Below are 25,494 nucleotides of genomic sequence, written 5' to 3' on the forward strand. Positions count from 1 at the left end.
ATGCCGCGTGGCCTCAGCGAGCCGTTTCGACGGACTGCAAAGAATGGCGCCGCGCGTCTTAAGTCTCGTTTAATTCTTTCCTGTGAACATGCCGCTCAACATCCCTGCCCCATGCAGGGCTGTTGTGCCGCTTGCGTACCGGCGGTGCTTTTTTATCCACCAGTGGGGCCTCCCCAGCAGGAGACACACGATGGTTGAAGACACGGTGTTCGAACATTTACGCGCGCTGCACGGCAACGCTCAGACGCTGACCATCCGCAGCTGCACCGTCTCGCCGCCGATGCAGCACCCGTGGGGCCGCTCGTTCCGGCTCGTCGAATGGACCTTCAGGCACGACGTTGAATCCTTCCGGCGCGTCGTGCCTGCCGAGAGCACGCCTCGTCAGATTGCCGAAGCCGTAATGTCGCACGTGCCGGGGCGGCGCTTCTGCCAGCCTGGCGGATAGCTTGCGCGCCGCACAGCGCAAGCCGTTCGATACGCTTGCCGCGGGCGCTGGACGCCCGGTTGCCGTTTTTCATCACGCAGTCCTCCACGCAGACATCGCCGGCCGTGTTTCGGCGGGCGGAAATACATTCCACGATCCGTCGTCGTGACGGAAAAAGAAGATCGACAACAGCCCGCTGGGGTGCACCGCCTCGACGCACACGCAGCGGCGATGCATCTGCGTGCGGCAGAAGCGCACCACGCGGGCGGGCATCGCGGGCGTCGGTGCGAGCCATTTGTCGACGGCCCAGTGCAGTGTTTTTCCGGTCGTGCTCATGGTGGTCTCCTTCGCTTTCCTGACTGCTTTACGGCATTTGACGTTTCGAACTTCAATCGCCGGTGTTCAAATTGCGACGCTCATACTGCGTTAACAACGGAGCGGCCGATTTTCATCCGGTTGCCGATAAAAGCGCTGGCGAGGCACAGCAGCGCATGCATGCCAGTGCGCGGATGCGTGAGGCATGCATGAACCTGTTCGCTGCGGCTTTCGCCGAGCAGGCACCATGCGCAGAAGTGCTCGCAGTTGTTCGTCAGCAGGCGATAGTGGTTTTCGCCGAGGCGTGAGCGGGCGCGCAGCACGGTTTGTTCGGCGGTGTACTTCGGGAACGGATGCGGGCGCACGGCGACTGCGTGACCGTCGGCGAAGGCTTCGAGCGCCACTTCTTCGACGGGGCCGCGATGCGCGGACTTCGCGAAACCTGCGTAGTGAATGACCTTGCCGCCACCGACGTAAATGCCGTGATGTTCGTAGCCGCGGCGTTGGGTGATCAGATGGGCGCCGAGGTTGGGTTCGTCGCTGGAACCGTCGAGCACCACATCAGCCGATGCGTAAGCAGCCGCGCGGTTTGCACCTTGTTCATTGCGAGATTGTTGGAGGTTGCGGTTCATGGCTTTGCTCTGGTATCCGATTCAAAGGGCCAACACTGTTGCCAGCTCTTTTGCATCATTCGGACCAGGCTATCTAAGCCATTGATTTATCGCAATATTTCAAGCAGACGTGTACTTTGCAGATGGCCTGTGTAGGGACGCACCCAACAGAATTTCGGGCAGTTGTGTTGCACACACACCATCACTTTCAGGTCCACGCGCCTGTGCATCACGCCGCGAAAATGTGTTGGATGTCCCGTCTTTCGCAAAGACGCGCTGTTGGACGACCGCCAACGTCCCGACGCGCTCGCGCGCGACGCACGCACGCGCGTGTCCGCTCTATCCCGCACCCAGCAAGGACGCACAAGAAAGCGCACCGATCCGCCGCACATTGGCACAGCCCTTGCACGTCATATCGCAACTTCCTTTGACTTCCGGCCACGCGACGCGGCGGCCATTCTGGAGACACGCCATGGCTTCCATCACCATCAGCGACCTATCGCACAACCTCGCTCTCGATCGCAAGGCGATGTCCGCGATCAGCGGCGGCGGCGGTGCGCCGTGGGTATTCGGCTGGATCACGCCGTTCGTGCACGACACGCCGAGCGTCGGACCCGTCGTAAACCTGTACGACATCACGAACAACTTCTATGCTAACCAGATGATCAATCAGTTCCAGTCGGTTGAAGTGAACAACACGGGCAACAACTCGAACATCAACGTTTCTCCTGACGCACGCAGCACGAACCGGGCTTAGATGCCGTGACCTGTACCAGTCAATTCCGGTGGGCGTCAGCGGCGCGTACGGACACGGGCCGGGTACGCGAGATCAATGAGGACGCCTGTCTCGATCAACCGCAGCGCGGCCGCTGGGCCGTGGCTGACGGCATGGGCGGACACGACGTCGGCGATCTCGCCAGCCAGCTCGTGGTCGAAACGCTAGGCCAGTTGCCGGAGCAGGCGGGTATCAAGCATTGCATCGCCGAGGCGCGCACGCGTCTGCAGGACGCGAACCGCCAGTTGCGGGATGAAGCGAGCCGCCGGCAGGTGCAGCGCATCGGCACGACCGTCGTCGTGCTGCTCGCGTGTGACCGCTTTTGCGGTTATCTATGGGCGGGCGACAGCCGCATCTATCTGCTGCGGCAGGGGCAATTGCGGCAGTTGACGCGCGATCACAGCCAGGTGGAAGCGCTTCGGCAGTCCGGCTATCTGACCGAGGAAGAAGCGCGTCATCATCCCGCGCACAACATCATCACGCGCGCGGTCGGCGCAACCGATCAACTCGAACTCGACGAAGACGCAATCGAAGTCGTGGACGGCGACGTGTTCCTGCTGTGCAGCGACGGCCTCAGCAATGAAGTGACCAACGAAGAAATCCAGCAGACGCTCACAAGCGTCGATTGTCTGCATGCGCCCGATGAACTCGTCGGTATCGCACTTTCGCGCGGCGGCCGCGACAACATCACGGCGGTGGTCGTGCAGGCAGAAGACCCGCAAGCAACCGACAAGACCTTGCTGAACCCGTCGCCCTGACAAGTTCCACTAGCCGTTGCTTCAATGCATCTCGGCTTCGTCATCCTCTTCCGTGTCGTCCTTGCGCGCATTCGCCTGCGCATGCGCGCGGCGAAAGTCCTTCGAATGCAGTCCGTGCTTCTTCAGCAGCATCTGAAGATGTGAACGGTTCATGTCGACGCGGCGCGCCAGTTCGGCGACCGTGCCACCCACTTCCTGCAAGCCGCGTTGCAAGAAAGCCTTTTCGGCTTCGTCGCTGGCAGCGCGCTTCGCATCGCTCAACGACAACAGATTGGTCACGCTCGCCGTGCCGTTCGCGGCCTCGTTCGCCACGCCGAATATCGACGCCGAAACGGGCGCTGTGGGCCGCATATCCACCGGCAAATGATCGACATCCGCGATGTCGCCCGCCAGGCACGAGATGCGGTACATCACGTTGCGCAGTTCGCGGATATTGCCCGGATACGCATAGGTCAGCAGAAAGTCCCGCAATTTAGGGGTGATTCTCACGGGGCGCCGCTTGAGCGCACCCGCCGCCTCGTCGCCGAAGTACTGAATCAGAAGCGGAATCTCATCGCGCCTTTCGCGCAGCGGCGGCAAAGTCACGTGAATGACGCTCAGCCGGTAAAAGAGATCTTCGCGGAACGTGCCCTGTTCGCTCAGCTTGCGCAGGTTGCGATTGGTCGCGGCGACGATCCGCGTATCGACGCCGATCGGCTCGTCCGAGCCCACGCGCTGTATTTCGTGCGCCTCCAGCACGCGCAGCAGTTTTACCTGCCCCGTCAAAGGCAATTCGCCGATTTCGTCGAGAAAGATCGTCCCCGTATGCGCGCTTTCGAATTTGCCTTTACGGTCGTTCGTCGCGCCCGTGAATGCGCCTTTTCTGTGGCCGAACAGTTCCGACTCCAGCAGGTTCTCCGGGATCGCACCGCAGTTCACGGAGATGAACGGCTTGTCAGAGCGGCTGCCGTTCGCATGGATGACCTTCGCCATCAGCTCCTTGCCCGTGCCGCTTTCGCCGTCGATCAGAACGGGCAGATCGGTCGGCGCCGCTTTCTCCGCGATTTCGAGCGATTCCAGCAGTTTTGGATTATCGCCGAACGTGCCTTCGAAAATGAAGCTGCGCGCGAGCAACGCCTGGCGCCGCGCGCCGCGCGACAGGTCGCCGCGCATCGGCTCGACCACGGCCGCCTGCACAAAGCGCTCCTTGTGTGACATCTGCATCACTTCGTCGCGCAACGAACTCGCCTGTTTCAGGAGCTTTTCGATATCCGCGCGTTCGAGCCGCGACGACCAGCGCAGCGTCGAGCGCAGGATCTCGATCTTCTCGATCAACCCTGCGTAAGAGATGGCGGAGCCGGCTTCGTCAGGCTGCTGGTCAAGTATTTTCATCAGGCGCTCAATTGTTTCTGGACGAGCTGGTAGTACATGCCCTTCCGGTTGACCAGTTCCTCGTGACGCCCCTGCTCGACGATCGCCCCTTCGTAGAGCACGAGAATCTTGTCGGCGCGCATGATCGTACTAAGCCGGTGCGCGATGATGACGGCCGTGCGTCCCTTGAGGATTTCCTGCATATTGCCGAGGATATTGCTCTCCGATTGCGTATCGAGTGCGGAAGTCGCCTCGTCGAACACCAGAAGACGCGGATCGTGATACAGCGCGCGTGCAATGCACAGCCGCTGAATCTGGCCGCCCGACAAACCAATGCCGCGCTCGCCGACCACCTGTTCGTAGCCGAGCGGCAGCTTGGCGATGAACGCGTGCGCGTCGGCCATCTTGGCCACTTCCTCGATGCGTCGGCGATCCGGCGTGTCGTCGCCGCTCGCAATGTTCTCGGCAATCGTGCCGGAAAACAGCAGATTCGATTGCATGACATAACCGATCTGCGCACGGAAGAATGCCTTGTCGATCACGCTTATGTCGTATCCGTCGACCGTCATCTTGCCATCGCTCGGTGCATAAAAACCGACCAGCAGCTTCGCGAGCGTGGTCTTGCCCGAACCGCTGCGCCCGACGATCGCCACCAGTTCGCCCGGCTTGATGTCGAAGCTGATGTTCTCCAGCACATAGGCGCTGTCGTCATCGCTATAGCGGAAGTACACGCCGTTCAGGCTGATCTCGCCTTGCAGGTCGGGCAGCATCACGCGCGACGGCAGGTCTTGGGGCTTCTGCTCGGGTTCGATATCGAGCACATCGCCCAGACGCTCCATCGCGACGCCCGCGTCGTTGAGCATGCTCCACAAGCCGACGAGTCCCATCAACGGCGTCAGCACACTGCCCATGAAAGCGTTGAACGCAATCAGCTGCCCGATCGTCATTTCGCGGGCGAGCACGAGATTCGCGCCGACCCACAGAATCGCAATCGTGGTCGCGGCATTCAGCAACTGGCTGATAAAGCCAATCAAGATGTTGAAAGCGTGTGCGCGGTATTGCACTTCGAGTGCCTTCGCGTATTTCTTTTCCCAGCGCAAGCGCACGGGCCGCTCGATGCCCATCCCCTTCACTGTTTCGACACCGGACAACGCTTCCATCAGGAACGATTTCGAATCCGTCCCGGCCGCGAACGTGTCGCGCGCGTAGTTCTTGATCTTCGGCGTGGCGATCAGCGTGAGCGCCATGATGGGAATGACGAAGGCGATCAGCACGAGTGTCATCTTCGCGTTATAGAAGAACATGATCGCGAAGTAGATGAACACCATCAGCAGATTGAGTGCCGTCGTCACTGTCGATTCGGTGAGGAAGGCGCGTATCGTCTGGTTCTCCTGAAAGCGCGCAAATATGTCACCCGTCTTGCGCTTGGCAAAGAACGAGAATGGCAGCGACATCGTGTGCCTGAAGAACTGCGACATCATCGCGAAGTCCATGTTGCGTACCATGAAGTTCGACAGGTACGCGCGAACCATCGACATCAACTGCGAGAACACGTTCGAAATGATCAGACCGAGTATCAGCAGATGCAGCAGGCTGACGTTCTGATGCACGATCACGCCGTCGAGGATGTTCTGAATGATCAATGGCGGTATCACGCCCAGCACCTGGATCACGAAGGTCGCGAGGAACAGGTTCATCAGAATCTTTTTATACGGCGTCAGATAGCCGACGAAGCGCAGCCACGGCGAGCGCGACGCGGACAGCTGCACGAGATTCGGCCCCGGCGAAAACAGCAGACAGGTCCCGCTCCAGCCGCGCTCGAAGTCTTCGAGACTCAGCTTGCGGAACCCCAGCGCGGGATCGGCGAGCCATACGCGATCTTTCGACACGCCGTACACGATGATGTAGTGATAGCCTTCCCAGTGCACGATGAACGGTAAATCGAAGCCGCGCAGCGAATCGAACGTGCACTGCACGCCGCGCGCCGCGAAGCCGAGTGACTCACCCGCGCGCGCCAGACTGTCCAGCGTCGCGCCCTGCGTCGTGACGTTCGCGAGTTCGCGCAGCTTGCCGAGTGTCATCGGAATGCCGTAGTGCTTACAGATCATCGCGAGGCATGCGGCGCCGCAATCCATTTCCTCGGCCTGCTCGACGAGCCCGAAGCGCCGTATCACGCGCTCGCCGAGTTCGGGCTTCGAATGCAGGTCGAGCCTCAGAGGCCGCTTGCGGCGCTGCTCGATGCGTTTTTGCCGGTCCAGTTCGCGGTCGGCGTATTTGATGCGCTCGTCGAGCACTTCGCGCAGCTTGGGATTGCGCTCGAGAATGAAATGCACCGTGCGCTCGGGAATCACGAGCAGCCGCGTGTCCGTCGTCGCAATCGCCGATGCCGTCTGCTCCTGCCGCATCAGGCAGGCCTTCTCGCCGAAAATTTCGCCTTCGCGCAGCGTCGCGAGCGTGTAGTCGGTGCCGTCCTCGTTGCGCACGATGCGCACTTCGCCTTGCCGCACGACATACAGCCGGCGGTCGTCGCGCGCGTCCTGCTTGAGAATCTCCTTGCCCGCGCTGACTTTCTTGACACCGACGCTGCGCACGTATTCTTCGAGTTCCTGCTTGTTCAGCTTGCCGCGCAAATCGAATAACTGCGCAACGAAACCACCCGCCGAGTTGATCGCCACATAACTCGCGACGAACGCCAGCGCCGCCTGATTGCCGGCGATAATCGGCTCCATGGCGGCGCGCGGAATGAACAGCAGCTCGGTCTTCCCCGAAGAGCGTACCGACGATTCATGCGAGTACGCGCGCAGCATCGCAATATCGGCGAATACTTCGCCCGCTTTGCGCACGCCCATGCTGATCTCTTTGCCGTGCTCTTCGGTGAAGATGCGCACCGAGCCCGACTTGATCACACAGAGGCCATCGGCGGGATCGCCCGCGTTGCACACCGTTTCGCCAAACGAATAGAAGCGCGATTGCACGTGCTCCGCGAGACGTTCGAGTTCTTCGCGTGTAAACGGCGACAGAATCTCGACCGTCGACAGGAAGTCGGCGATGGAAGGCGTGGTTTGCGGTGCATCCATGATGCTTGGGGTCCCCGTCAGCAGTGCGCGTCAATCAGAGCGCTTCGATAATGTGTTCCTGCGCGCGCGTCATCAGCCACTGTTCGCGCAGCAGCCGCTTGATTTCCGACGCGACGTCCTCGTCGAGTTGTGCCGGATATTTCGCCGTCACCGCAAAGATCTCGAAGCACGAGCGGTCCAGCGAAGCGAACGGCCCGAGCAGATCGCCAACTGCCGCGTTGAAGATCTTCGCCTCGATATCGGGCTTCAGCGACCCGCGCAGTACTTTTCCGATTACGCCGCCCGAGTCTTTCGTATCGGCAATCGAATGCTCGCGCGCCATTTCCGCGAACGCATCGGGATCGTCGTGCAGATACGAGATCATTTCCTTCGCCTTGCCTTCGTCGTCGAGCAGAATGTGGCTGACCTCGATGGCATCGAACTTCGGCGAATTCATCGAAAAGTACTCTTCGATCTCGGCTTCGCTCCCCACCTTGTCGAGCATCTTTTCCTGATACAGGCTGTCGGTGACGAACGTCTCGAACTCGTCGAGACCGACCTTCAGCGTGTCGAGATACTGGTTCATGTCCGCCGCGCGATGCAGCCCGCGCACCCGCCGGAACTGGTCGGCGCGCTCCTGTATCTCGTCGGCGCTCACGGTCAGGCCGTGCTTCTTCGCGGCGTGCACGGTCAGCTTGTCGCGCACCATCTGCTCGATCAGGCTTTCGAACTGGCCCGTGAGTTTCAGTAGACGTATGAATTCGCCGACATCCACGACTTCATCATCGATTCGTACGATCGCGGTCATCTCGTCCGCTCCTCTAGTGACGGCCCGAACGAACGGGCGGGCTGGCGGTTGTACTTTCGGCTACGCTTGCGTTGCAATGAGTTCTTTTGAAGCTATCCGGCCAGTTGCCTGAACGGGTCCAGCCCAAGATCGATCAGCCGCCGCTCGCGCACGACGATTTCGGCGCTCGCCGTCATGCCGTACCGCAGCGGATAACGGTTTTCCGCGATCTGGTAATAATTCCTGTCGAGCTGGACGCGGCCTTCGTAGACAGGCTGCTTGTCCTGCGCCGATGGCTTGGTTGCCGGCGAGATGTACGCGAGCGTGCCGTTGATCAGCCCATAACGCTGATATGGGAACGCATTGAATTTCATCTTGACGGTCATGCCTTCGTGCAGGAACGCGCGGTCGCGCTCGGCAATCTCGATCTTCAGCACGGGGCGCGCGTCCTTCGGCGCGATGCCGCCGAGCGGCGCATTCGCCTGGATCTTGTCGCCCGTTTGCGTCGACGTCACGTCGGTAATCACACCCGAAGTCGGCGCGAGTATCAGCAGAAAGTTGTCCTTGTCGATGTTCTCGAAGCGGATGCGCGCAGCCGCGTCGGCGACGAGGCGTGCCGTCTGCAATTGCAGGCGCAGCTTCTCTTCGGTGCTGGTGATGTCGCGGATCAGATCGTCGTATTCAAGCTGCAGCTTCGTCGACTGCTGGCCACTCGTTTCGAGTTGCGCGCTGGCCTCCGCGTATTCGTGACTCAGCTTGAAGTCGAGTTCGGCAAGCCGCGATTGCGCGACACGGTACGCATTTTCTGCCTCCAGAGCGGTGTTGCGCTTCGCTTCGACCTGCAACTCGGCGACACCGCCGCCGCCTGGCTGCGCGAACAGGCGTGCGTACTTGTCCGCTTCCTGGCGCGCCGCGTCGCGCGCGCGGCGCGCATTGTCGAGCGTGCTGCGCGCTTCTTCGAGTTGCGCCTTCTGGCCTTCCGCAAGCTTGCTCGTGCCTTCCGAAATGCGGTTCTCGTGCAGACGCTCTTCCACTTCGAGCTGATCCTTGAGCGCGGTCGCCTTGCGCTCCATCAATTCCTTCTTCTGCGGAAACTCTTTCCATTCGCGCTCGGCGTCGTCGAGCTTCAACTGCGCCTGCAGCGCGTTGGTCGCCGCTTCGATCGCGCCGCGCGCATTGAGCCGCGCCAGCACGTCACCCTTCGATACGGGTTGCCCTTCGGCGATATAGAGATCAGTGAGTTCGCCGTCGATCGGCGCATAAATGCGCCGCACGTCCGATTCCGGCGCGAGCGTGCCTTGCGCCGTGACGATCACGTCAGCGCGTCCGAAGAACGACCACATCAGGCCGGCGACAACGAGCGCGACCAAGGTCAGCACGAGCGCCTGCGCGATCCGCACGGGTTCCGCCATGAGAATCGCAACGCCTTCGGCGCTGTGATCTTCGAGCGCTTTGTAAAGCGGCTTAGGGTGATTGTCGCGCTTCACTTTCGTCACTGCCTCCAATCAACGCAAGCTTCGATTTCAGCAAGCCGGGTTCGAGCACCATCCGCAACTCCTGCAACGAGCGGCGCTGCAATTGCGTTTCCGCTTCGATGTCTTCGAGCAACTGATCCGAGCCTGCCGGATGCGGCGCCTTCAGTTGCGTATAAACACGCATGCCCTGTTGCGCCGCCGTATTCGCGCCCGACAGCAGAAGCGCCTGACTGCGGAAGCCGCCCGAGATGCCGGATTCCAGACGCTGCGTGCCGCCGATCGAACCATTCGCACGATACTGCTGCCACAATCCCTGTGCGCGATTGATCTGATCTTGCGCGCGCGCCAGCGCCTTGTCGCGCAGTGCATTGACGTCGCCCTGAACGGCCCGCACGAAGTACGCGTCTTCGACGGGATCGAGACTGGCGTAAAACGACAGCAGTTTGTCGTCGCGATCTCCCGCACCACGGCTTTTCTGCAGATCGGCGAACTGGTCGAGCAACGCCTTCTTGTGCGCGAACTCCGCTGCGATGACATCGGACCACGGGCCAGCGGGTATCGCCTGCAAACCGGCCAGCGCCTGCTGGCTGTCGCCGCTTTGCCATGCGGCGCTCGCCGCGTCGTGCTTCGCCACGACTTCCGCGGAAGGCAGACGGCTCGCGCTCAATTGCGCGTACTGCGACTTGAACGGCGGCGTCCTGAAGCTCGCCTTTTTCATCAATGCGAGCAGCGGAACGAGGCGCCGCGCCGTCATTTCGTTGTAGATGTCCGTGTACTGGCGCAAGTCGCTGCGCAAGCTATCCAGCCCGGAGAGCCGCGGATAGCGTTGTGCGTAATCGTCGAGCACAACGGGCAGCGCATCCGGCTTGTCGCGTCCCAGCTCCGTCGCGATGGTCGCGTTGAGCCGGTCGATCGCCGCGAGGTACACGGAGTCGTCGCTTTGCAGCTTGCGCAGATGGCTCATCGCGAGCGCATACGGCTCGGTGAATTCAGGCACGTACGACGCAATGCGGTCCAGAATCCGCTGATGCCTTTTTGCATCGTCTTCCCAACGCTTGAGCAGATTGTCGATACGGCCTTCGTCACTATAGATGCGAATCGGCGCATCCGGGCCGCCCCGGCCGACGACAAAACGTTCCAGGTCGCCAACCCATTTCAACTGATTGATCAGCGCGAGCGCATCGGGATTGTTCTGGCTCGTCGCGCGCATGCCTTCGATCAATGCTGCGGCACGATCGAACTGTTTCACCTGCAACGCCGACAGCCAGCCGGGCACACGCGCTTTCATCAGCGCCTCACTCGCAAGCGCGCGGATCGGATCGCTCGCAGGGTGACGCTGCAAAGACGACGTGCCAACTTCCGCCGCCGCTTCGTATTCTCCCGCCGCGAGCAGGCTCTTGATATCGCGCTCCGCCGCGCCGCGCATGTACAGCGTGACGGCCAGTCCCGCAACGACAACCAGCACCACCAGTCCGCCCCAGCCGACGCGCCGCATCGTCGTGCGATCGCCGGCCGCGAAGGTGCGCGTCAGTTCGCGCAGCAACAGTTGCCAGCGGCGGCGCGGACGGCGTGTTTGGACTTCCGTCCCTTCGTCCGGCGTCAAGGGCGGAGCGTTTTCGTTCACCTCGTCTTCGCGCTGCAATGCGCGATCGACGCAGAAGATGTCGAGAAACGAATGCGCCGCGCCGACAAAGGTGGTCTTGTCGGGATCTTCCGCGGGCATCGCCGCCACGGGCGCAGCCGCCACGGGCGCAGCCGCCGCGGGCGCGGCAGTTGCAGGTGCAGCCGCTGCGGATGCTGCTGCCGCTGCGGGAACGCCCAGCGTGGCGGCGGGCGGCACCATCTGGGTCACGGTAGGCTCGATTTCGAACGACTTTTGCAGCGCTACCTGATAGACGAAATGATCGCCGCCGAATCCAACGATATCGCCGTTTTGCAATGCGACAGCCGATTCGCCGAGACGCTTGAGATTGAGGAACGTGCCGTTCGTGCTGCCGAGATCTTCGATCCACGGTTCGCCGCCCTTCATGAAGATATGAGCGTGGCGCCGCGAGATGTAATTGACCTGATGCGGATAGCGGTCCTTGTAGCGCGAGAACAGTTCGTCCGTCTTGCTGACGAGAAACGGAAACCCAATGAGGTCGATGGGTTCGAGACCCAGATCCGCGCGTTCCGGCTTCAGCGTGACAGTCAGATGCTGCACGCCGCGCGCGGATGCCGAACTGAATGGACGCGGCTCGATCGCAACGCGATACGTCAGATCACCGCCGAAGCACAGCTCATCGCCGGCCCGCACACGCGACGGCGTCATCCGCACGGCAACGCCGTTGACGGTCGTGCCGTTCTTGCTGTCGAGATCCGCCACATACACCGCACCATGCTCGCTAAAGATGCGCGCATGACGCCGCGAAAGTCTGATGACCCGATCGCGCGGATAGTCGGCAAACGGCGCCTCGCTGCGGCCGATCGCAAACAGATCGTCGACGATGCGAATGGGGCCGAGAGAAGGATGCGAGACGGGCAGCAACAGGACGTCGAACTCCTTGTCCAGAGCCGCCCGCATCTCAGCAATCGGAGCTTCGCCGGGATTCATCTATTTGCATCACTAAGCGTGGACACGAACGGAGCGTTCGACAGACGCGGCGATCAAGGCATATTCGACGCAGCCGTCATGCTGACCATATGAGCGGCTAATCAGGAATTTTAAGTCACGCATGGTGTTAGTCAATTATGGGTACGGCTAATGCGGTCTATATTCAGGCAACGGTTTTCACAGACGTCGTTTTAAGAACCGTGCCAGCTTTTCCTCTATTCGCCCGCGTCGCACACGCAGCACTACCGCTTCATTGCTTGACCTCATTGCTTCACTTGTGTCTGCACGTCGACAGCCTGCCAACCGCCGCCGAGCGCCTTGTAAAGCAGTACCGTGTCGGACAGTATTTGCTGGTGATTCGACAGCAGCTCGAGTTGCGCCTGCAGCAGCGTACGGTCCGTTTCGAACACGTCCAGTTGCGACACCACGCCTTCGCGCAATTGCGACTGCATCTGCACGTTGACGACGCTTAGACGCTCCACTTCCTGTTGCAATTCGACGCGCTGCTGCCTGTGCGAGTCCAGATTGACGAGTGCGTTTTCCACTTCCTCGAATGCGCCCATCACGGTTTGCCGGTACTGCTGCTCGGCGACGGTGGTTTGCGCCTCGGTGGTCTTGACGTGGGCACGCACGCCAGGATCGAGTAGCGGAATATTGATGCTCGGCATGAAGCCGAACGTGAACGACTTCAAAAGATCGGACAGTGCAAAGCTCGCGGTGCCGCCATGGCCCGTCAGACTGATGGTCGGCAATTGCGCCAGCTTGGCTTCGCCCACCAGGTTATACGCTTCGAGCACGCGAAATTCCGATGCGACGACATCGGGCCGGCGCGACAGCAGTTGCGCCGGCAGCCCGCCCGGCACGGGCGGCAACTGAACGCGCTGCTGCAGATGGCCGACGGGCACGGTGAATTCACCGGCCGGCACGCCGATCAGCGTGCACAGCGCGTTGTTCGCAATCTTCCGTGAACGGCGCAGATCAAGCAGATCCTTCGTTAGACGATTGACCTCCGCCTGTTGACGCATCACCTGCGTCTTTGGCACCAGGCCATTGCGGCTCATGCCTTCGTAGATCGCGAGAATCTTCTTGTTCTCGTCGACCATTTTCTGTTGCGCGTCGATCTGGTCGTCGAACTGGAGAATCTGGAAATACGTACTCGCCACATTCGACACGAGTTCCAGATAACCCGCGCGCCAATCGGCTTCCGTCGCGTGGAACTCGGCCTTTTGCGCCTGCACGCCCTTTTCGACCTTGCCCCAGATGTCGATGTCCCAGTTCACCTGGGCGCCTACGTTGTACTGCTTCGTGAACGGCTGCCCCGTGGTTTTCTGGAAATTCGCGCCTGCGCCGAGATCGGCCGTCGGCAATGCAGGCGCCTTCGCTTCGCCGATCTGCGCGCCCGCTACGTCGATGCGTGCGGCGAGCACCTTGATGTCGAAGTTGCCTTCGATCGCTTTCGCGATCAACGTGTTCAGATACGGGTCCTGGAAGCCTTTCCACCAGTCGGGCACGATGGTGTCGGCGGGTGAAACGAGCGTGCCCGTCTTGTCGGACCACGACGCCTTGGCAGGCGTATCGGGGCGCTTGTAGTCGGCCATGTGAACATCGACGCAACCGGCCAGCATGGCTGTGCAAACAGCAGCGGCAGAGATGACGCGAGCGACGGCGACGAATGAATCAGGCAACGCAGACACGATATTCTCCGATCATTTCCGGGTGTACTGCACGTGCAGAGCGCGCCTTTCAAGTAAAGCACGTCCAGCGCGGCATCTCTATCGATGTCGGCGGATTTCGTTCGGCGTGGAGTGCGTGCGGTGACGCGGCGGTCGTGTGGACAGGACGATTGGCTTCTGAATCTTTTTGACGATGCGTGGTGAAGCAAACTTCGCGGCCAGCTTCGGGATTTTCCCGGAACCCGCGGAGGCCGGTCCAGACCTCCGCGGGCATCGCCGTGTGCTTAGCGCACGGTGACGCTGTTGTTGGCCAGCATCGTCGGCGTGATCGTCGTGGTCAGGCCCGACGCGAACGCGTTGCCGCCGCTCACGTTGCTGACGTTCATTTGCTGCTGGATCATTTGCTGCACATCGCCGATGTGCTTGCTGAAGTCGAAATTGATGTCCGGGAACTGCGGATAGGCAGCGAAGCCGCCGCGGAGGGCCTTCATGGCCTTGCCGTCAAGTTCTTCGGCAACGGGCAGGTCTTTGATCATCAGTGCGCTCATGACAGTTCTCCTAAGAGGGAAGCGAGGCTTCGCCAGGGTGTTTCGGTTCAGGTTCAAGCATCTTGTCTGCTCGGGCCTAACAACGCATAGGCTGTGCCAATTGCACTGCCCGCGCCGCGAAAAACCTGCAAAACCTTGCTGCCATTGGGTGGCGTGTCAGAGACTATTTGCGCATACGAATTCGATGCGCGTCGATCCCGCTCTCTGGTGCCGCTACGCGGCCAACATCCGACTCAAAACTGTTGGTTCAAAAAAGACAGCACTGAAGAAGAACGTTGAGCACACACGTTCGTTCACTTCGCGATCACCGTGATCTTCTTCGAATAGACGGGGGGATTGTGCGGAATATGGTTCTCGTCGCCCATCAGCAGTTGAAGCGTGTGCTTGCCGGGCGGCAAGGTGACCATGGTTTCCGTTTCGCCCGCGCCGAAATGCAGATGCTGGCGGTCGGAAGGAATCTCCTGATCCGCCGGCGGCAAGTCGGTGTCGATCAGCAGATGATGATGGCCCGTGTTCGGATACTTCACGCCCTTGGGCGCGACGCCCATGTAGCGCAAGCCGAACCACACGCGAAACGGCTTGTTGGCGGGCACGACCTGCCCGTCGTTCGGATAACCGATGTACGCATAGGCATCCTTGGGCGCAGGCGTCGGCCCCGCGAATGCCACGTTCATCGAAGTGAGGGCGGTGAGGGCGGCAAGTGCCGCAGCGGCAACAACGATCCTGATCATGGCTGATGCTCTCCGTCTTGCGTCGTGCGTCTGGTGCGCCCTTGCGCCGGCGCAACGCTCGCGCGTGCTCACTTCACGATGATGGTGATCTTCTTCGAATAGACGGGCGGATTGTGCGGCACATGGTTGTAGTCGCCGAGCAGCAGTTGCAGCGTGTGCTTGCCGGGCGGCAGCTCGATGCGCGCATCCGTTTCCCCTGCGCCAAAATGCAGGTGATTCCGGTCAGAGGGAATTTCCTGATCCATCGACGGCAGGTCCGTGTCGATCAGCAGATGGTGATGCCCTGTGTTCGGAACATTGACGCCTTTAGGGCAGACGCCCATGTTGCGCAAGCCCATTCGCACCCAGAGCTTGCCGCCTGTGATCACGGTGCCATCCGCCGGCCAGATGATGTAGACCTCGGCGCCAGGCGGCGCAGGCGTCGTTCCAGCGAACACCTGCGCGGAAGCCAGAAAGAGCGCGCCGATAGCCGCGAGCCTTATTCTTCTTTGCATTGCGCATTCTCCCAGGGAGGGTCAGTGCTGCTTGCTTCCGTTTTAGCTTAGGACGTAACTTGTTAAAAAGAAACGCCACGCTCGTTAACGTTCTGACGTTCTAACTGCGTGCTATCGTTTGTAAGGGTGGTCCAGGTAAATACGTTACGTGGGTATCGGACGGCATGGCGGGCGGCGACTGTCCTGCTCGAGCCGGTTCGTCCGATGACGAGGTTCTATCAGAACCTCCAGAACAACCAGGATCTGAAAATGTGGCGAAAACTCCTGCTGGTATGCATGATCGGGGCACTCCAGATGCGAGAAGCCGACGCTCAACCGATGCCGCGCGGCGCGAGCAATGCCACTTCTCAAGCCGCCGCGAATAGTCTCTTTGCGCTTCCCGTCGATGCGGCCAACCGTAAGGTCGCGCTCGTGATCGGCAACGCCAGCTATCCGGCCGGCTCGCTGCCGAATGCCGCGCGCGACGCGCAAAGCGTCGCCGGGTTGTTGCGCGCGCAAGGCTTCGATGTCGTCCTGCGCACCGATGCGACGTCGCCACAGATGCGCGATGCGCTTGCGGAATTCGGCCGACGCCTGCAGCCTGGCGGCACGGCGCTGTTCTATTTCGCAGGGCACGGCTTGCAGGCGGGACGCACCACGCTGCTCGCTTCCGCTGGTGCCGATCCGCGTGCGCCTGCCACGTTGATGACAGCGAGCATCGATCTGTCGAACGTGCTCGACACGCTCGCGGCGCCGCGCAAGAACGCGCTCAATCTCGTCGTGCTGGACGCATGCCTGACGCAACCGTTCGAGGCGGCCCGCCTCGCGATGCCGTTGCCCCCGCAAACATTGATTGCCTACGCGACGACGCAAGGCGCGCAAGCCGCCGACGGCACCCGTCATGGCATTTTTACGGGCGCGTGGCTGCGCGAAATGCACCGTGCGCCCGATGCGTTCGTCGATTCGATGTTCGCTCATGTGGCGCGACAAGTCGCAGAAGAAACGCATGGCGCGCAAAGGCCGTGGCGCTTGTCGTCGTTGACGGAGCCGGTGCGGCTTTTCGCTTCGCGTCATGCATCGGAACAAATGGATGATGAGCCGAACGCAGTCGTCGCATTGAATAGCCGCGGCATTTTGCCGAAGGATAGCAACGAGCAATACGAGCTGACGTTCTGGGAGTCGATCAAGGACAGCAATTACCCGAGCGATTACGAGGCATACCTGAAGGCGTATCCGAATGGCCGCTTTGCGACGCTCGCGAAGGCTCGGATCGACAGGCTCAAGGCTTCCGGGCAGACGGCTCCGCCCGCCGCCACGCACGCAGCGCCGCCAGCAGCGCCGTCGCGTCCCGCTGCCGCTGCCGCGCCTGCGCCACAACCTGCGCCCACACCCGCACCCGCGCCGAAAGCGGCCGCCACACCTGCACCCGCACCTGCCCCCACGCCCGCACCAGCACGTGCCGCGACAGGCGGCGAGAGCAAGGACTGCGCGGCCTGCCCTGTGATGGTTTCACTGCCTGCAGGCTCGTTCACGATGGGCAGCAATGCCGACCCGTCCGAAAAGCCGCCGCATCACGTGACCATTTCGGCGCCGTTTGCGATCGGTAGATACGAGGTGACGGTCGAGCAATGGAACGCATGCGCGGACGTCAACGGATGCCCGAAACTGTCGCCCGAAAACAATTCCGTGAAGAACGCACCCGCACGCGACCTCAGTTGGGACGATGCGCAGGCGTACGTGAAGTGGCTGAGCAAGGTCACGGGCAAAGCGTATCGACTGCCTACGGAAGCCGAATGGGAATACGCGGACCGCGCGGGCACCACGACGAAATACTGGTGGGGCGACCAGATGCGCAAAGGCATGGCGAACTGCAAGGACTGCGGCGATCCGTATCACAAGGAAGCGCCCGAGCCCGTCGGCACGTTCGCGGCGAACCCGAACGGCTTGTACGACATGAACGGCGGCGTCTGGGAATGGGTCAGCGACTGCTGGCATAACTCGTACCAGGGCGCGCCGAACGACGGCCGCGCGTGGGATGCGCCCGCCTGCAACATGCGCGTGATTCGCGGCGGCTCATGGCGGGAAGGCAACGACTACATGCTGAGCTCGACGCGCTTCAAGTACAGCCAAAGCGTGCGCCAGTCGCAAGACGGCTTTCGCGTGGTGAAAGAACTCAAGTGACCTGACATGCAGCAGAGCGCACGCCCCTCAATGCGCGCGCGCCTTGCTCGTGATCTGCGCGAAGTCCGCGACGATACGGTCTTGCCCATATTTGGAGGCAAGCTGTTTGAGCCGCGTATCGAGCGCGCGCAGATAGTCCGCGCGCGACTCGCTTTCGGGCCGTGGCGTATCGAAGAGCGGCGCGGGCGTAATCAGCAGAACGACCAGTTCCTGACCGAACGGCTTCGAGACGACCCAGTCGCCGCCGCTGCCGATGGTCGCCGAGTAATGCGCGGGCGCCTGGTTATCTTTCGCGCGGGGCCCCGGCACCATGTGCACGACGCTGCCGTCGAGCACGTAGTAGTCGATGTTCACATACGAGTCGTAGCCGGGCGTCCGCACGTCGACGACGAGAGGATCGCCTTCCGTCAGCACGCCATTCGGCATGCGCGCGGTCAGCGACGCGATATGCCCCGCCTGCCAGTTGCGCGTCCAGTACGAGCCAAGTTCCTTCAGCACCTCGCATTTGTCGCTGCTCACGTGCTGCACATCGACCTTCGTCGACGCCACGCCGGGCAATGTTGCAAGACGCTCGTTGACCTGCGCCTCGCCGTGTTGCGGCACGAATCCGCGCACCTGTACCGCGCGATCCTGAATCGAAGCGGCAAGCGCCGAGCACGGCAATGTGGCGAGCGCCGAGGTGACGGCGGCGAGCGTCGGCGGGGCCGGCGTGACGGGCGCTCGCGGCGCGGATGTAACGGCAGGCGGCGACGGGGTAACAGGTGTGATGGGCTGAACGGGCGAGGCGGCGCTGGCCGCATCGGATGCCGGGCTCACCTGTAGCGCCGCATTCTCCTGCTCCAGAGTCCGCGAAGCACGGTAGAAGTACAGCGCGCCGCCTGCAGCGCAAGCGAGCGCGAGTCCCGCAACCCCCGACTTCATCAGCATGCCGGTGCGATCGACATTGCGCCCTGACGACTTCGACGCCGACGCGCGTTCCAGTGCGCCGAATTCTTCGACGAAGCGCGATACCGTCGGCGTGCGCGACTTGCGGTCGAAGGCGAGCGTCGCACGCAACGCGCGCCATTGACGGTTGCTCAGGTTCTCGGGCCGCTGCGGTTGCCGGTTCGACGCGCGCGCCTGCGTCGCCGACTGACGGTCGAACGGATGACGGCCCGTCAAAAGCTCGTAGGTGATGCAGCCTAGTGCGTAAATGTCGTCGCGCGGATCGGGTTCGAGATGCTCGAGCATTTCCGGGCTTGCATAGGCAGGCGTCAATGCGCCGAGGCTGCCGGGATCGAACACGGTCGCGTCGCTATCTTCTTCGGGGCGCTGAAAGACGCGCGCGATGCCGAAGTCGATCACTTTGACTTCACCCGTATCGGTCAGAAACACGTTGGCGGGCTTGAAGTCGCAATGCACGAAGCCGCGCTCATGCGCGTACGCCAACGCACTCGACATGCCGCGCACGATCGGCAACGCCGACTGCACCGGCATGCCCTTGAAATCCTGCGTACGCAGAATCTGGCTGAGCGCCTTCCCGGACAGGTATTCCATCGTCAGATAGACGATGGCGCCATCGCGGTCGAAATCGTAGACGGTGACGATATTGCGGTGCGCGAGTACCTGCGCCTTGCGCGCTTCGCGCTGCAACGCGATCAGCGACTTCGGGTTGCCGCGGAACTGCGTGTTCAGTACCTTGATCGCGAGATACGGCTTGCGGTCCGACGCTTCGAGCTTGCGCATATCGAGCGCCTTGTAGACGGTGCCCATACCGCCTACTCCAAGACACTCTTCGAGCACGAAGCGGTTGTTCAACGTGTCGCCCGTACCCTTCACCTGATCGAGTCCGGATGCACCTGCGTCGCTGCTACGCGCGGGCGGCGGCGGGGGTGGCGGCTCGGCCACCGTTTGCATGCGCGTTTCCTCGCCGCCCGCCGCGGCAAGGTTCGAAACGGGCATCTGTTCGATGCGGCGGCGCACTTCCGCGTAGAGGGCAGGAGGCAGCGGCTTCCTGATGTGCGCTTCGCCGAGTATTTCGAGCAGACGTGCCGACCCGACGCCTTCCGTTGTGAGCGTGCTGTCGAGTTGAGCGACGAACGCGTCCTGCGTAAGCGCGCCGCTCTGAAAGTCCCGAATCACGTGCGCAAGGCTAGCCATGTGTTCAAAGCGATGCAGCTCCCGATGGTCTGAGGATTTCCCTGTCGTAACCAATTACATGTGCTCGTTCGATAGTAGCCCGCACGTATCCCTTTCGCAAACCAGGATTGGCCCGCGACACGACGGGCGTCGTGTGGCTCCTGGCCGCTTTGTCCGGCCCAACAGCGTCTCGCCGTTCAGCCCCGCCGTTCACCCCATTTTGGCGCGAAGCCCTGTACATGAAGGCCTCGGCGTTTTTTACCGCTGCGCCTACATGATCAAGCTCGACTTCGACAACAGCAAGACGGTCGATGCCCAGCAGCTTGTAAATCAAGCCTGAACATCAGCACCGCGAGCAACGACAACGCGTTCGTTTCGAATCTGCCGACCACGCTGTTGTTCAGCGTCTCGACGCATCGTCGGGCCTGGCGTCAAGCTGCCGAACATCAACGTCAGCCCGAAGCTCTGGGCCGGGACGACGGCTGTGGTGTAGGGGCAGGCTGTCGTGGGGGATCGGGGGCCTCCTCCGCAAAGCGTCCGCAATGCTCGCCAGCGCACACCGCATCGAGCCTGAATTACCTATACTGGTTGTTCGAGACATACGCGTTGCCGTCATCGACCGAAGCACACACCCATCGCGACGGCGCCACGCGACATTTCTTCTGGAACAACCATGCCCAAGCTACTCATCAAAGATCTTCCCGAAAGCGTCGAACTCGATCGCGCAGCGATGACCGCCATCGTCGGCGGCACGCGAACGGGCGGACGCTTCTTCGGCGTCACCGCGCAGGCCTTGCCGGCGGCGACGCGCGTCGTCGACTATCCCGTGGGATTCCCGACGGCTGCGCGCCAACCTGTCGACGAACGCATACCCCCGCAGAGCCTTTTGCGCAAATAGCGCTTGCCTTTAAGGCATTCGCCAGTCGCTTCTTTCTCTTGACGTGCCGCTTGCCCGATGGCTTGCGGTACGCGTTTGCGCGCGCTCGTCTGTTTGCCTGTTGCCCTCTGGCCGTCTGTTTTATTCCGCCAACTTTCCGTGCTTGACGGTATGGCTGATGGTCAACCGGTCGTATACGCGCCAACGTCACTGGTTATTCCCTTGCGGGACGGTGCTTTCCAGCAATGTACGGTGCGACGTCGCAGCCTCGAGGGAACCATATCCATCCAGATCGGTATGAGGCGAATCCAGGAACACGTCTGCGTTGGTCCCTGATTCCCAAACATGCCTGGCGAGCGCGACAAGCCGCACAGGCCCCCAGAGGTGCCGCAGGGCGCGGGGCAACGCTACCTGCTGATCGGCCCTCTGTGCGAGGCGGCTGCCTTGCATACCAGGCAGTTGTTCAATCGGTCAATCTGCTACCTGCCAGCGGCTTTCAGCTCAAACAGTCGCTGCGCAACGAGCCGCTGCAAGCGCCATAGGTTGGCGTCCCGGATGCCAAGACATTCAAGGTGGTCAACCGTCTGCATGAGGTATTCCGCCCCCGACCCCCAGTGGCCGACCGCCTTGTACAGCACAGATGCGATCTCCTCGTCGGTCAACCCGGCCACAAAGTTGCGCCCCTTACGATCGGCGGTAAAAGCAATGGCGCGCACGGCGGCTTGCCCCGCTTTCGCGGTAATCCATCGTGGCGGACTGGTCGGCGGCTTGACGGTCATTTCCCGTCGCCACAGCTTGCGCAGATCCGCGAGGACCCGGTGCCCAGCAACCCGATATAGAGCGCCACGGCAACTGCCACCTGGAACGAGCGACATCATCAATCCCGGTTGGTCGGGAGTGCCGCGAAAGCGCGTTAGCCGAATGCAGAACGCACGGTGCCAGCCGTGTAATACCGCTGCAACTTGCTCTTCAACTTCGAAGGGCCGATTCCACAGCAACGAACCATAAGCGAACAGCCAGATGTCCTCTCCTTGCCAGGCACCCGCATGGAGTACCGCCTGCAGTGACGCCTCGTAATCTTCATCGGTGTGGACGACGACGCCGGGGGCCGGTCCGCTGTCTTCCATCTTGCGCGCAACCAGTGCCACCAGCTCGGTGGTCAGACGCAGAGGGACTGAACGCTGGCGACGTGTAGTGGAAGTCTGGTCCATCTGTTACTCCCTCGGGAAACATCCGAGACCGGGTATCGTTAAACCCACCAGCGGGCGATCAGGTACAGGCTTGCAACGGACTGACCGGATTCTCTCGATAGTCCCGGCAGCCCGGCTTTGTACCGCTCCGGAATTTCGCGCTTCGGATTTTCGTCGTCCCAAGCCATGGCACTCATCCTCCATCCTCGGCAGCGACTGGTCAATTCCGGAGAATTGACGCATTTCAAGGAAGTCGAACTCGCTGAGATCACTGAGAGATTCGAAAGCGTCGTGCATCGCTTACGGCCGAGCTGATCTGCTCAAGTGCGCCTCGGTGCGCCGGTCGCGGAACTCATTGAGATGGGCGCATTGCGTGCTGTTCGGTTAAGGCGGACAGCCGCGCGATTATCTGTTTGCCGGGAGCAGACGTTCATTTGTCGCCTGATCGCTTGAAAAGCCGTTTTCAAAAACTCTCCGATATACATTCTCCTTTATTTTCATATGGTTATCGTGTTATTTCGGAGTTCTGCGCACGACTGGCACACCCTGTGCATATGTAGCAGCGAGCGCAAACAAATCGTGCTCTTCCAACCCGAAGCAACTGATCCAGGAGATTGACCATGGCTACGCTGACCATCAAAGACCTCTCGCATAACGAAGAACTTTCCGTCGAAGCACTCGCCTCCGTGCGCGGCGGCAGCAACTACAACGCCTACAACACGAACGCCGCGTTCGGTGGTGGCTTCGCCAGCCCGGCTATCGTGGTGGCGCCCGTCACCCAGACCGACACGAAGGTCGTCATCCCGACGATCCAGAACTTCGGCGGCCTGCAGGGCGTGCTGCTGTAAATCGCAAACACATCACCTTCTTACCATACCCCATCCAGGAGATTGACCATGAGCTCGCTGACCATCAAAGACCTTTCGCATAACGAAGAACTTTCCGTCGAAGCACTCGCCTCCGTGCGCGGCGGCAGCAACTACAACGTCGGTAACGTGAACGCCGCATTCGGTGGCGGCTTCGCCAGCCCGGCTATCGTGGTGGCGCCCGTCACACAGACCGACACGAAGGTCGTCATCCCGACGATCCAGAACTTCGGCGGCCTGCAGGCTGTGCTGTAAATCGCAAACACATCACCTCTTCCCATACCGTATCCAGGAGATTGATCATGACCTCGTTGACCATCAAAGACCTTTCGCATAACGAAGAACTTTCCGTCGAAGCACTCGCCTCCGTGCGCGGCGGCAGCAACTACAACGTCGGTAACGTGAACGCCGCATTCGGTGGCGGCTTCGCCAGCCCGGGCGTGGTGGTCGCACCCGTCACCCAGACCGACACGAAGGTCGTCATTCCGACGATCCAGAACTTCGGCGGCCTGCAGGCTGTGCTGCTGTAAATCGCAAACACGTCGTCCTCTTCCCATACCGTATCCAGGAGATTGATCATGACCTCGCTGACCATCAAAGACCTCTCGCATAACGGAGAACTTTCCGTCGAAGCACTCGCTTCGGTGCGCGGCGGCAGCAACTACAACGCCTACAACACGAATGCCGCGTTCGGTGGCGGCTTCGCCAGCCCGTCCATCGTGGTGGCGCCCGTCACGCAGACCGACACGCAGGTCATCATCCCGACGATCCAGAACTTCGGCGGCCTGCAGCTGGTCAAGTAAAGCCACACACGGGAGAGCCGCACCGCGTCTGCCTGGTCGCAGACAGTGCATGCTCTCCCGTCCCGCTACACGCCACACCAGGAGCTTCACCATGGCCTCGCTGACGATCACGGATCTTTCGCATCATCAGGCACTGTCCAACGACGCGCTGTCTGCAGTGCGCGGCGGCAGTAACTACAATTTTGGCAACGTGAACGCAGCGTTCGGCGGTGGTTTCGCCAGCCCGGCTATCGTGGTGGCGCCGGTCATCCAGACCGACATGAAGATCGATATTCCGACGCTGCAGAATTTCGGCGGACTGCAGTTTCTCAAGGGACTGCTGTAAGTCCCGGGCATGAAACGGCCGTTCCCATATAAAAACGTTTGTCGGGTTCGCCAGACCCCTTCGAACAGTTCAAGACAGCACCACAGCACGGGGTAAGCGTTAAGAGAAGATGTGCTCTAGAAGTTCCTTCTGAGAGGAATGCCGTCAGGTCTTGTCCCTTGCCGGCTTCAGGCCCGCCAGTCCGTTCCCCGCTGGCGGGCCTCCTTGTTTGTGGGGCGTTGGTCGCCCATGTGTGGGATCAACATGCCCATCCGCCCCGGTCTACAGGTGAATCCGCTCGACCTCGTCGAGGCTGATGTCAGCATGGCGCCGGTCATACCGCTGCGTGGTGCGCCTCGACGCGTGATTGGCCATTGCCGCGGCGTTCTCGAGCGTGCCATCGCTTTTCAGATAGGCGGTGATGCCCGTGGCGCGGAACGTGTGGTTGCCGATCGATCGCCGTGCCAATGCCGGCGGCTGGCGCCCACCGGTGCACCATCCCGTACGCGTTCGCCTTCGGTAGTGGCGTCGTGCTGAGCCTCCCGGTGCCACGCGCGATCGTGCGGAACAGCGGCCCCTTTGTGTCCGTGCCGATGCCGGTGCCGTCGAGGTACGCGTGCAGGTCTGCCTCAAGCGTATGGTGACGCGGCATCTCGTGCGCCTTGCCACCTTTCTCGCGCAGCCGCACGCACAGGCGCCGCTGCTGCACGCCGACATCCTCCACCCGCATCGTGAGCGCCGCACCGACCCGCACGAACGAAAACACCAGTGCGATCAACGCGCGCCCCCTGAGGCCGATCGGCGTCATCACATCGATGCGGTCGAGCAGCAGCCGCGCCTCGGTCATCGAGCACCGGGGTTTTTCCCTTTTTCGTGGTGTGGCTGGAGCCGCGCACCGACGATGAGCTAAAGGGGCAGATAGAGTAATGCCGATTTTGCGGTGCGCAAGAGCACAACATTGTCGGCGGGCGCGCGCTGCTTTTTTCAGTTGCTGCTTCTTTCCAGCACTTGCATTGCGATGTATGCCCGCGCTCACGCACTGCGGGACGGTGTAATCCGTCGCGCGAAGCGCATTCGTCATTGAGACGGCGGCATTGCGTGCTGTTCGGCTAAAGCGGACAGCTGCGCGATTATCTGTTTGCTGGGAGCAGACGTTCATTTGTCGCCTGGTCGCTTGAAAAGCCGCCTTCAAAAAATCTCCATGAGAGAATCTCCTTTAATTTCATATGGTTATCGTGTGATTTCGGAGTTCTGCACACGACTGGCACATCCTGTGCATATATAGCAGCAAGAGCAAACAAATCGTGCTCTTCCAACCCGAAACAACTGATCCAGGAGATTGACCATGGCTACGCTGACCATCAAAGACCTCTCGCATAACGAAGAACTGTCCGTCGAAGCACTCGCCTCGGTGCGCGGCGGCAGCAACTACAACGTCGGCAACGTGAACGCCGCATTCGGTGGCGGCTTCGCCAGCCCGGCCATCGTGGTGGCGCCCGTCACACAGACCGACACGAAGGTCGTCATCCCGACGATCCAGAACTTCGGCGGCCTGCAGGCTGTGCTGCTGTAAATCGCAAACACGT

The 25,494-nt window shown here is 61.2% G+C and carries 25 protein-coding genes and 1 pseudogene; 11 read left to right on the forward strand and 15 right to left on the reverse strand.

Annotation, left to right across the window (positions count from 1 at the left end):
• The first annotated feature begins 190 nt into the window (after positions 1–190).
• A complete protein-coding gene (locus C2L64_RS30790; protein WP_007581331.1) occupies positions 191–445 on the forward strand; it encodes a DUF2866 domain-containing protein in 255 nt (84 codons plus the stop codon).
• A gap of 72 nt (positions 446–517) precedes the next feature.
• Here the strand turns inward: C2L64_RS30790 and C2L64_RS30795 are convergent, their stop codons facing one another.
• Positions 518–760: a hypothetical protein gene (locus tag C2L64_RS30795; RefSeq protein ID WP_007581332.1), complete on the reverse strand. Its 243-nt coding sequence runs from the start codon at positions 758–760 to the stop codon at positions 518–520.
• Between the two features lie 80 nt (positions 761–840).
• Complete coding sequence (locus tag C2L64_RS30800) at positions 841–1,371, reverse strand: lecithin retinol acyltransferase family protein (protein WP_007581334.1); 531 nt, start codon at positions 1,369–1,371, stop codon at positions 841–843.
• Between the two features lie 451 nt (positions 1,372–1,822).
• Here C2L64_RS30800 and C2L64_RS30805 point away from each other — a divergent pair, with 451 nt between their 5' ends.
• Positions 1,823–2,107 carry a hypothetical protein gene (locus tag C2L64_RS30805; protein ID WP_007581336.1) on the forward strand — a complete coding sequence of 95 codons (285 nt, stop codon included), beginning with the start codon at positions 1,823–1,825 and terminating at the stop codon, positions 2,105–2,107.
• Positions 2,108–2,112: 5 nt separating this feature from the next.
• Entirely contained in the window at positions 2,113–2,883 is a 771-nt protein-coding gene (locus C2L64_RS30810; RefSeq protein ID WP_007581338.1) for a PP2C family protein-serine/threonine phosphatase, read from the forward strand.
• A gap of 21 nt (positions 2,884–2,904) precedes the next feature.
• Here the strand turns inward: C2L64_RS30810 and C2L64_RS30815 are convergent, their stop codons facing one another.
• The 9 genes from C2L64_RS30815 to C2L64_RS30855 all read right to left on the reverse strand — a co-directional run bounded on the left by C2L64_RS30815 (position 2,905) and on the right by C2L64_RS30855 (position 15,590).
• A complete protein-coding gene (locus tag C2L64_RS30815) occupies positions 2,905–4,257 on the reverse strand; it encodes a sigma-54 interaction domain-containing protein (RefSeq protein ID WP_035539644.1) in 1,353 nt (450 codons plus the stop codon).
• Positions 4,254–7,310, reverse strand: a complete 3,057-nt coding sequence (locus C2L64_RS30820) for a peptidase domain-containing ABC transporter (protein WP_007581343.1) — start codon at positions 7,308–7,310, stop codon at positions 4,254–4,256. Before C2L64_RS30820 ends, C2L64_RS30815 begins: the two co-directional genes overlap by 4 nt.
• A 34-nt stretch (positions 7,311–7,344) precedes the next feature.
• Positions 7,345–8,097, reverse strand: a complete 753-nt coding sequence (locus C2L64_RS30825) for a peptidylprolyl isomerase (RefSeq protein WP_007581345.1) — start codon at positions 8,095–8,097, stop codon at positions 7,345–7,347.
• A gap of 92 nt (positions 8,098–8,189) precedes the next feature.
• Positions 8,190–9,563, reverse strand: coding sequence for an HlyD family efflux transporter periplasmic adaptor subunit (locus tag C2L64_RS30830; RefSeq protein WP_007581347.1), 1,374 nt, complete (start codon positions 9,561–9,563; stop codon positions 8,190–8,192).
• Entirely contained in the window at positions 9,541–12,144 is a 2,604-nt protein-coding gene (locus tag C2L64_RS30835; protein ID WP_007581349.1) for an FHA domain-containing protein, read from the reverse strand. The genes C2L64_RS30830 and C2L64_RS30835 overlap by 23 nt, the downstream gene beginning before the upstream one ends.
• 263 nt (positions 12,145–12,407) lie before the next feature.
• Positions 12,408–13,838, reverse strand: a complete 1,431-nt coding sequence (locus C2L64_RS30840) for an efflux transporter outer membrane subunit (RefSeq protein ID WP_007581350.1) — start codon at positions 13,836–13,838, stop codon at positions 12,408–12,410.
• A 263-nt stretch (positions 13,839–14,101) separates the two neighbouring features.
• Positions 14,102–14,365, reverse strand: coding sequence for a hypothetical protein (locus C2L64_RS30845; RefSeq protein ID WP_007581352.1), 264 nt, complete (start codon positions 14,363–14,365; stop codon positions 14,102–14,104).
• Between the two features lie 293 nt (positions 14,366–14,658).
• Complete coding sequence (locus C2L64_RS30850) at positions 14,659–15,096, reverse strand: DUF4399 domain-containing protein (RefSeq protein ID WP_007581354.1); 438 nt, start codon at positions 15,094–15,096, stop codon at positions 14,659–14,661.
• Positions 15,097–15,164: 68 nt separating this feature from the next.
• Entirely contained in the window at positions 15,165–15,590 is a 426-nt protein-coding gene (locus C2L64_RS30855) for a DUF4399 domain-containing protein (RefSeq protein WP_007581356.1), read from the reverse strand.
• Between the two features lie 249 nt (positions 15,591–15,839).
• On the opposite strand from C2L64_RS30855, the gene C2L64_RS30860 reads away from it, so the two are divergent.
• The gene (locus C2L64_RS30860) at positions 15,840–17,750 is read left to right on the forward strand and encodes an SUMF1/EgtB/PvdO family nonheme iron enzyme (protein ID WP_238554596.1); all 1,911 of its coding nucleotides are present in this window, start codon (positions 15,840–15,842) and stop codon (positions 17,748–17,750) included.
• Between the two features lie 27 nt (positions 17,751–17,777).
• Here the strand turns inward: C2L64_RS30860 and C2L64_RS30865 are convergent, their stop codons facing one another.
• Positions 17,778–19,889: a serine/threonine protein kinase gene (locus C2L64_RS30865; protein ID WP_007581359.1), complete on the reverse strand. Its 2,112-nt coding sequence runs from the start codon at positions 19,887–19,889 to the stop codon at positions 17,778–17,780.
• 652 nt (positions 19,890–20,541) lie between these two features.
• Between C2L64_RS30865 and C2L64_RS30870 the strand changes: the two genes are divergently transcribed.
• Positions 20,542–20,766, forward strand: a complete 225-nt coding sequence (locus tag C2L64_RS30870; protein ID WP_007581360.1) for a hypothetical protein — start codon at positions 20,542–20,544, stop codon at positions 20,764–20,766.
• Positions 20,767–21,224: 458 nt separating this feature from the next.
• Here the strand turns inward: C2L64_RS30870 and C2L64_RS30880 are convergent, their stop codons facing one another.
• Both C2L64_RS30880 and C2L64_RS55895 read right to left on the reverse strand, forming a co-directional pair.
• Positions 21,225–21,956 (reverse strand): gamma-glutamylcyclotransferase, encoded by a 732-nt coding sequence (locus tag C2L64_RS30880; RefSeq protein WP_007581362.1) that lies wholly within the window; start codon positions 21,954–21,956, stop codon positions 21,225–21,227.
• A gap of 38 nt (positions 21,957–21,994) precedes the next feature.
• Positions 21,995–22,123, reverse strand: coding sequence for a hypothetical protein (locus tag C2L64_RS55895; RefSeq protein ID WP_007733400.1), 129 nt, complete (start codon positions 22,121–22,123; stop codon positions 21,995–21,997).
• A 432-nt stretch (positions 22,124–22,555) separates the two neighbouring features.
• Here C2L64_RS55895 and C2L64_RS30885 point away from each other — a divergent pair, with 432 nt between their 5' ends.
• The 5 genes from C2L64_RS30885 to C2L64_RS30905 all read left to right on the forward strand — a co-directional run bounded on the left by C2L64_RS30885 (position 22,556) and on the right by C2L64_RS30905 (position 23,929).
• A complete protein-coding gene (locus C2L64_RS30885) occupies positions 22,556–22,783 on the forward strand; it encodes a hypothetical protein (protein WP_079482056.1) in 228 nt (75 codons plus the stop codon).
• Between the two features lie 48 nt (positions 22,784–22,831).
• Positions 22,832–23,056: a hypothetical protein gene (locus C2L64_RS30890; protein WP_079482057.1), complete on the forward strand. Its 225-nt coding sequence runs from the start codon at positions 22,832–22,834 to the stop codon at positions 23,054–23,056.
• A gap of 47 nt (positions 23,057–23,103) precedes the next feature.
• Entirely contained in the window at positions 23,104–23,331 is a 228-nt protein-coding gene (locus tag C2L64_RS30895) for a hypothetical protein (protein WP_079482058.1), read from the forward strand.
• A 48-nt stretch (positions 23,332–23,379) separates the two neighbouring features.
• Entirely contained in the window at positions 23,380–23,604 is a 225-nt protein-coding gene (locus C2L64_RS30900) for a hypothetical protein (RefSeq protein ID WP_103153732.1), read from the forward strand.
• A gap of 91 nt (positions 23,605–23,695) precedes the next feature.
• On the forward strand, positions 23,696–23,929 hold the full coding sequence (locus C2L64_RS30905) for a hypothetical protein (protein ID WP_007576420.1): 234 nt from the start codon (positions 23,696–23,698) through the stop codon (positions 23,927–23,929).
• Between the two features lie 261 nt (positions 23,930–24,190).
• Here C2L64_RS30905 and C2L64_RS30910 read toward each other — a convergent pair.
• A pseudogene (locus C2L64_RS30910) lies at positions 24,191–24,813 on the reverse strand (tyrosine-type recombinase/integrase); the annotation flags it as partial.
• 440 nt (positions 24,814–25,253) lie between these two features.
• Between C2L64_RS30910 and C2L64_RS30915 the strand changes: the two are divergent.
• Complete coding sequence (locus C2L64_RS30915) at positions 25,254–25,481, forward strand: hypothetical protein (protein WP_090839376.1); 228 nt, start codon at positions 25,254–25,256, stop codon at positions 25,479–25,481.
• Positions 25,482–25,494: the final 13 nt, after the last annotated feature.

It is taken from the genome of Paraburkholderia hospita, assembly GCF_002902965.1.
GTDB classification, from domain to species: domain Bacteria; phylum Pseudomonadota; class Gammaproteobacteria; order Burkholderiales; family Burkholderiaceae; genus Paraburkholderia; species Paraburkholderia hospita.

What these genes read in the sequence shown, in the direction of transcription:
- C2L64_RS30850 (WP_007581354.1), bottom strand. Translation starts at nt 15,096, where the DNA reads ATGATCAGGATCGTTGTTGCCGCTGCGGCACTTGCCGCCCTCACCGCC.
- C2L64_RS30890 (WP_079482057.1), top strand. Translation starts at nt 22,832, where the DNA reads ATGAGCTCGCTGACCATCAAAGACCTTTCGCATAACGAAGAACTTTCC.
- C2L64_RS30860 (WP_238554596.1), top strand. Translation starts at nt 15,840, where the DNA reads ATGTGGCGAAAACTCCTGCTGGTATGCATGATCGGGGCACTCCAGATG.
- C2L64_RS30895 (WP_079482058.1), top strand. Translation starts at nt 23,104, where the DNA reads ATGACCTCGTTGACCATCAAAGACCTTTCGCATAACGAAGAACTTTCC.
- C2L64_RS30820 (WP_007581343.1), bottom strand. Translation starts at nt 7,310, where the DNA reads ATGGATGCACCGCAAACCACGCCTTCCATCGCCGACTTCCTGTCGACG.
- C2L64_RS30880 (WP_007581362.1), bottom strand. Translation starts at nt 21,956, where the DNA reads ATGGACCAGACTTCCACTACACGTCGCCAGCGTTCAGTCCCTCTGCGT.
- C2L64_RS30800 (WP_007581334.1), bottom strand. Translation starts at nt 1,371, where the DNA reads ATGAACCGCAACCTCCAACAATCTCGCAATGAACAAGGTGCAAACCGC.
- C2L64_RS30790 (WP_007581331.1), top strand. Translation starts at nt 191, where the DNA reads ATGGTTGAAGACACGGTGTTCGAACATTTACGCGCGCTGCACGGCAAC.
- C2L64_RS30855 (WP_007581356.1), bottom strand. Translation starts at nt 15,590, where the DNA reads ATGCAAAGAAGAATAAGGCTCGCGGCTATCGGCGCGCTCTTTCTGGCT.
- C2L64_RS30900 (WP_103153732.1), top strand. Translation starts at nt 23,380, where the DNA reads ATGACCTCGCTGACCATCAAAGACCTCTCGCATAACGGAGAACTTTCC.
- C2L64_RS30915 (WP_090839376.1), top strand. Translation starts at nt 25,254, where the DNA reads ATGGCTACGCTGACCATCAAAGACCTCTCGCATAACGAAGAACTGTCC.
- C2L64_RS30805 (WP_007581336.1), top strand. Translation starts at nt 1,823, where the DNA reads ATGGCTTCCATCACCATCAGCGACCTATCGCACAACCTCGCTCTCGAT.
- C2L64_RS30905 (WP_007576420.1), top strand. Translation starts at nt 23,696, where the DNA reads ATGGCCTCGCTGACGATCACGGATCTTTCGCATCATCAGGCACTGTCC.
- C2L64_RS30845 (WP_007581352.1), bottom strand. Translation starts at nt 14,365, where the DNA reads ATGAGCGCACTGATGATCAAAGACCTGCCCGTTGCCGAAGAACTTGAC.
- C2L64_RS30865 (WP_007581359.1), bottom strand. Translation starts at nt 19,889, where the DNA reads ATGGCTAGCCTTGCGCACGTGATTCGGGACTTTCAGAGCGGCGCGCTT.
- C2L64_RS30835 (WP_007581349.1), bottom strand. Translation starts at nt 12,144, where the DNA reads ATGAATCCCGGCGAAGCTCCGATTGCTGAGATGCGGGCGGCTCTGGAC.
- C2L64_RS30795 (WP_007581332.1), bottom strand. Translation starts at nt 760, where the DNA reads ATGAGCACGACCGGAAAAACACTGCACTGGGCCGTCGACAAATGGCTC.
- C2L64_RS30885 (WP_079482056.1), top strand. Translation starts at nt 22,556, where the DNA reads ATGGCTACGCTGACCATCAAAGACCTCTCGCATAACGAAGAACTTTCC.
- C2L64_RS30825 (WP_007581345.1), bottom strand. Translation starts at nt 8,097, where the DNA reads ATGACCGCGATCGTACGAATCGATGATGAAGTCGTGGATGTCGGCGAA.
- C2L64_RS30870 (WP_007581360.1), top strand. Translation starts at nt 20,542, where the DNA reads ATGCCCAAGCTACTCATCAAAGATCTTCCCGAAAGCGTCGAACTCGAT.
- C2L64_RS55895 (WP_007733400.1), bottom strand. Translation starts at nt 22,123, where the DNA reads ATGGCTTGGGACGACGAAAATCCGAAGCGCGAAATTCCGGAGCGGTAC.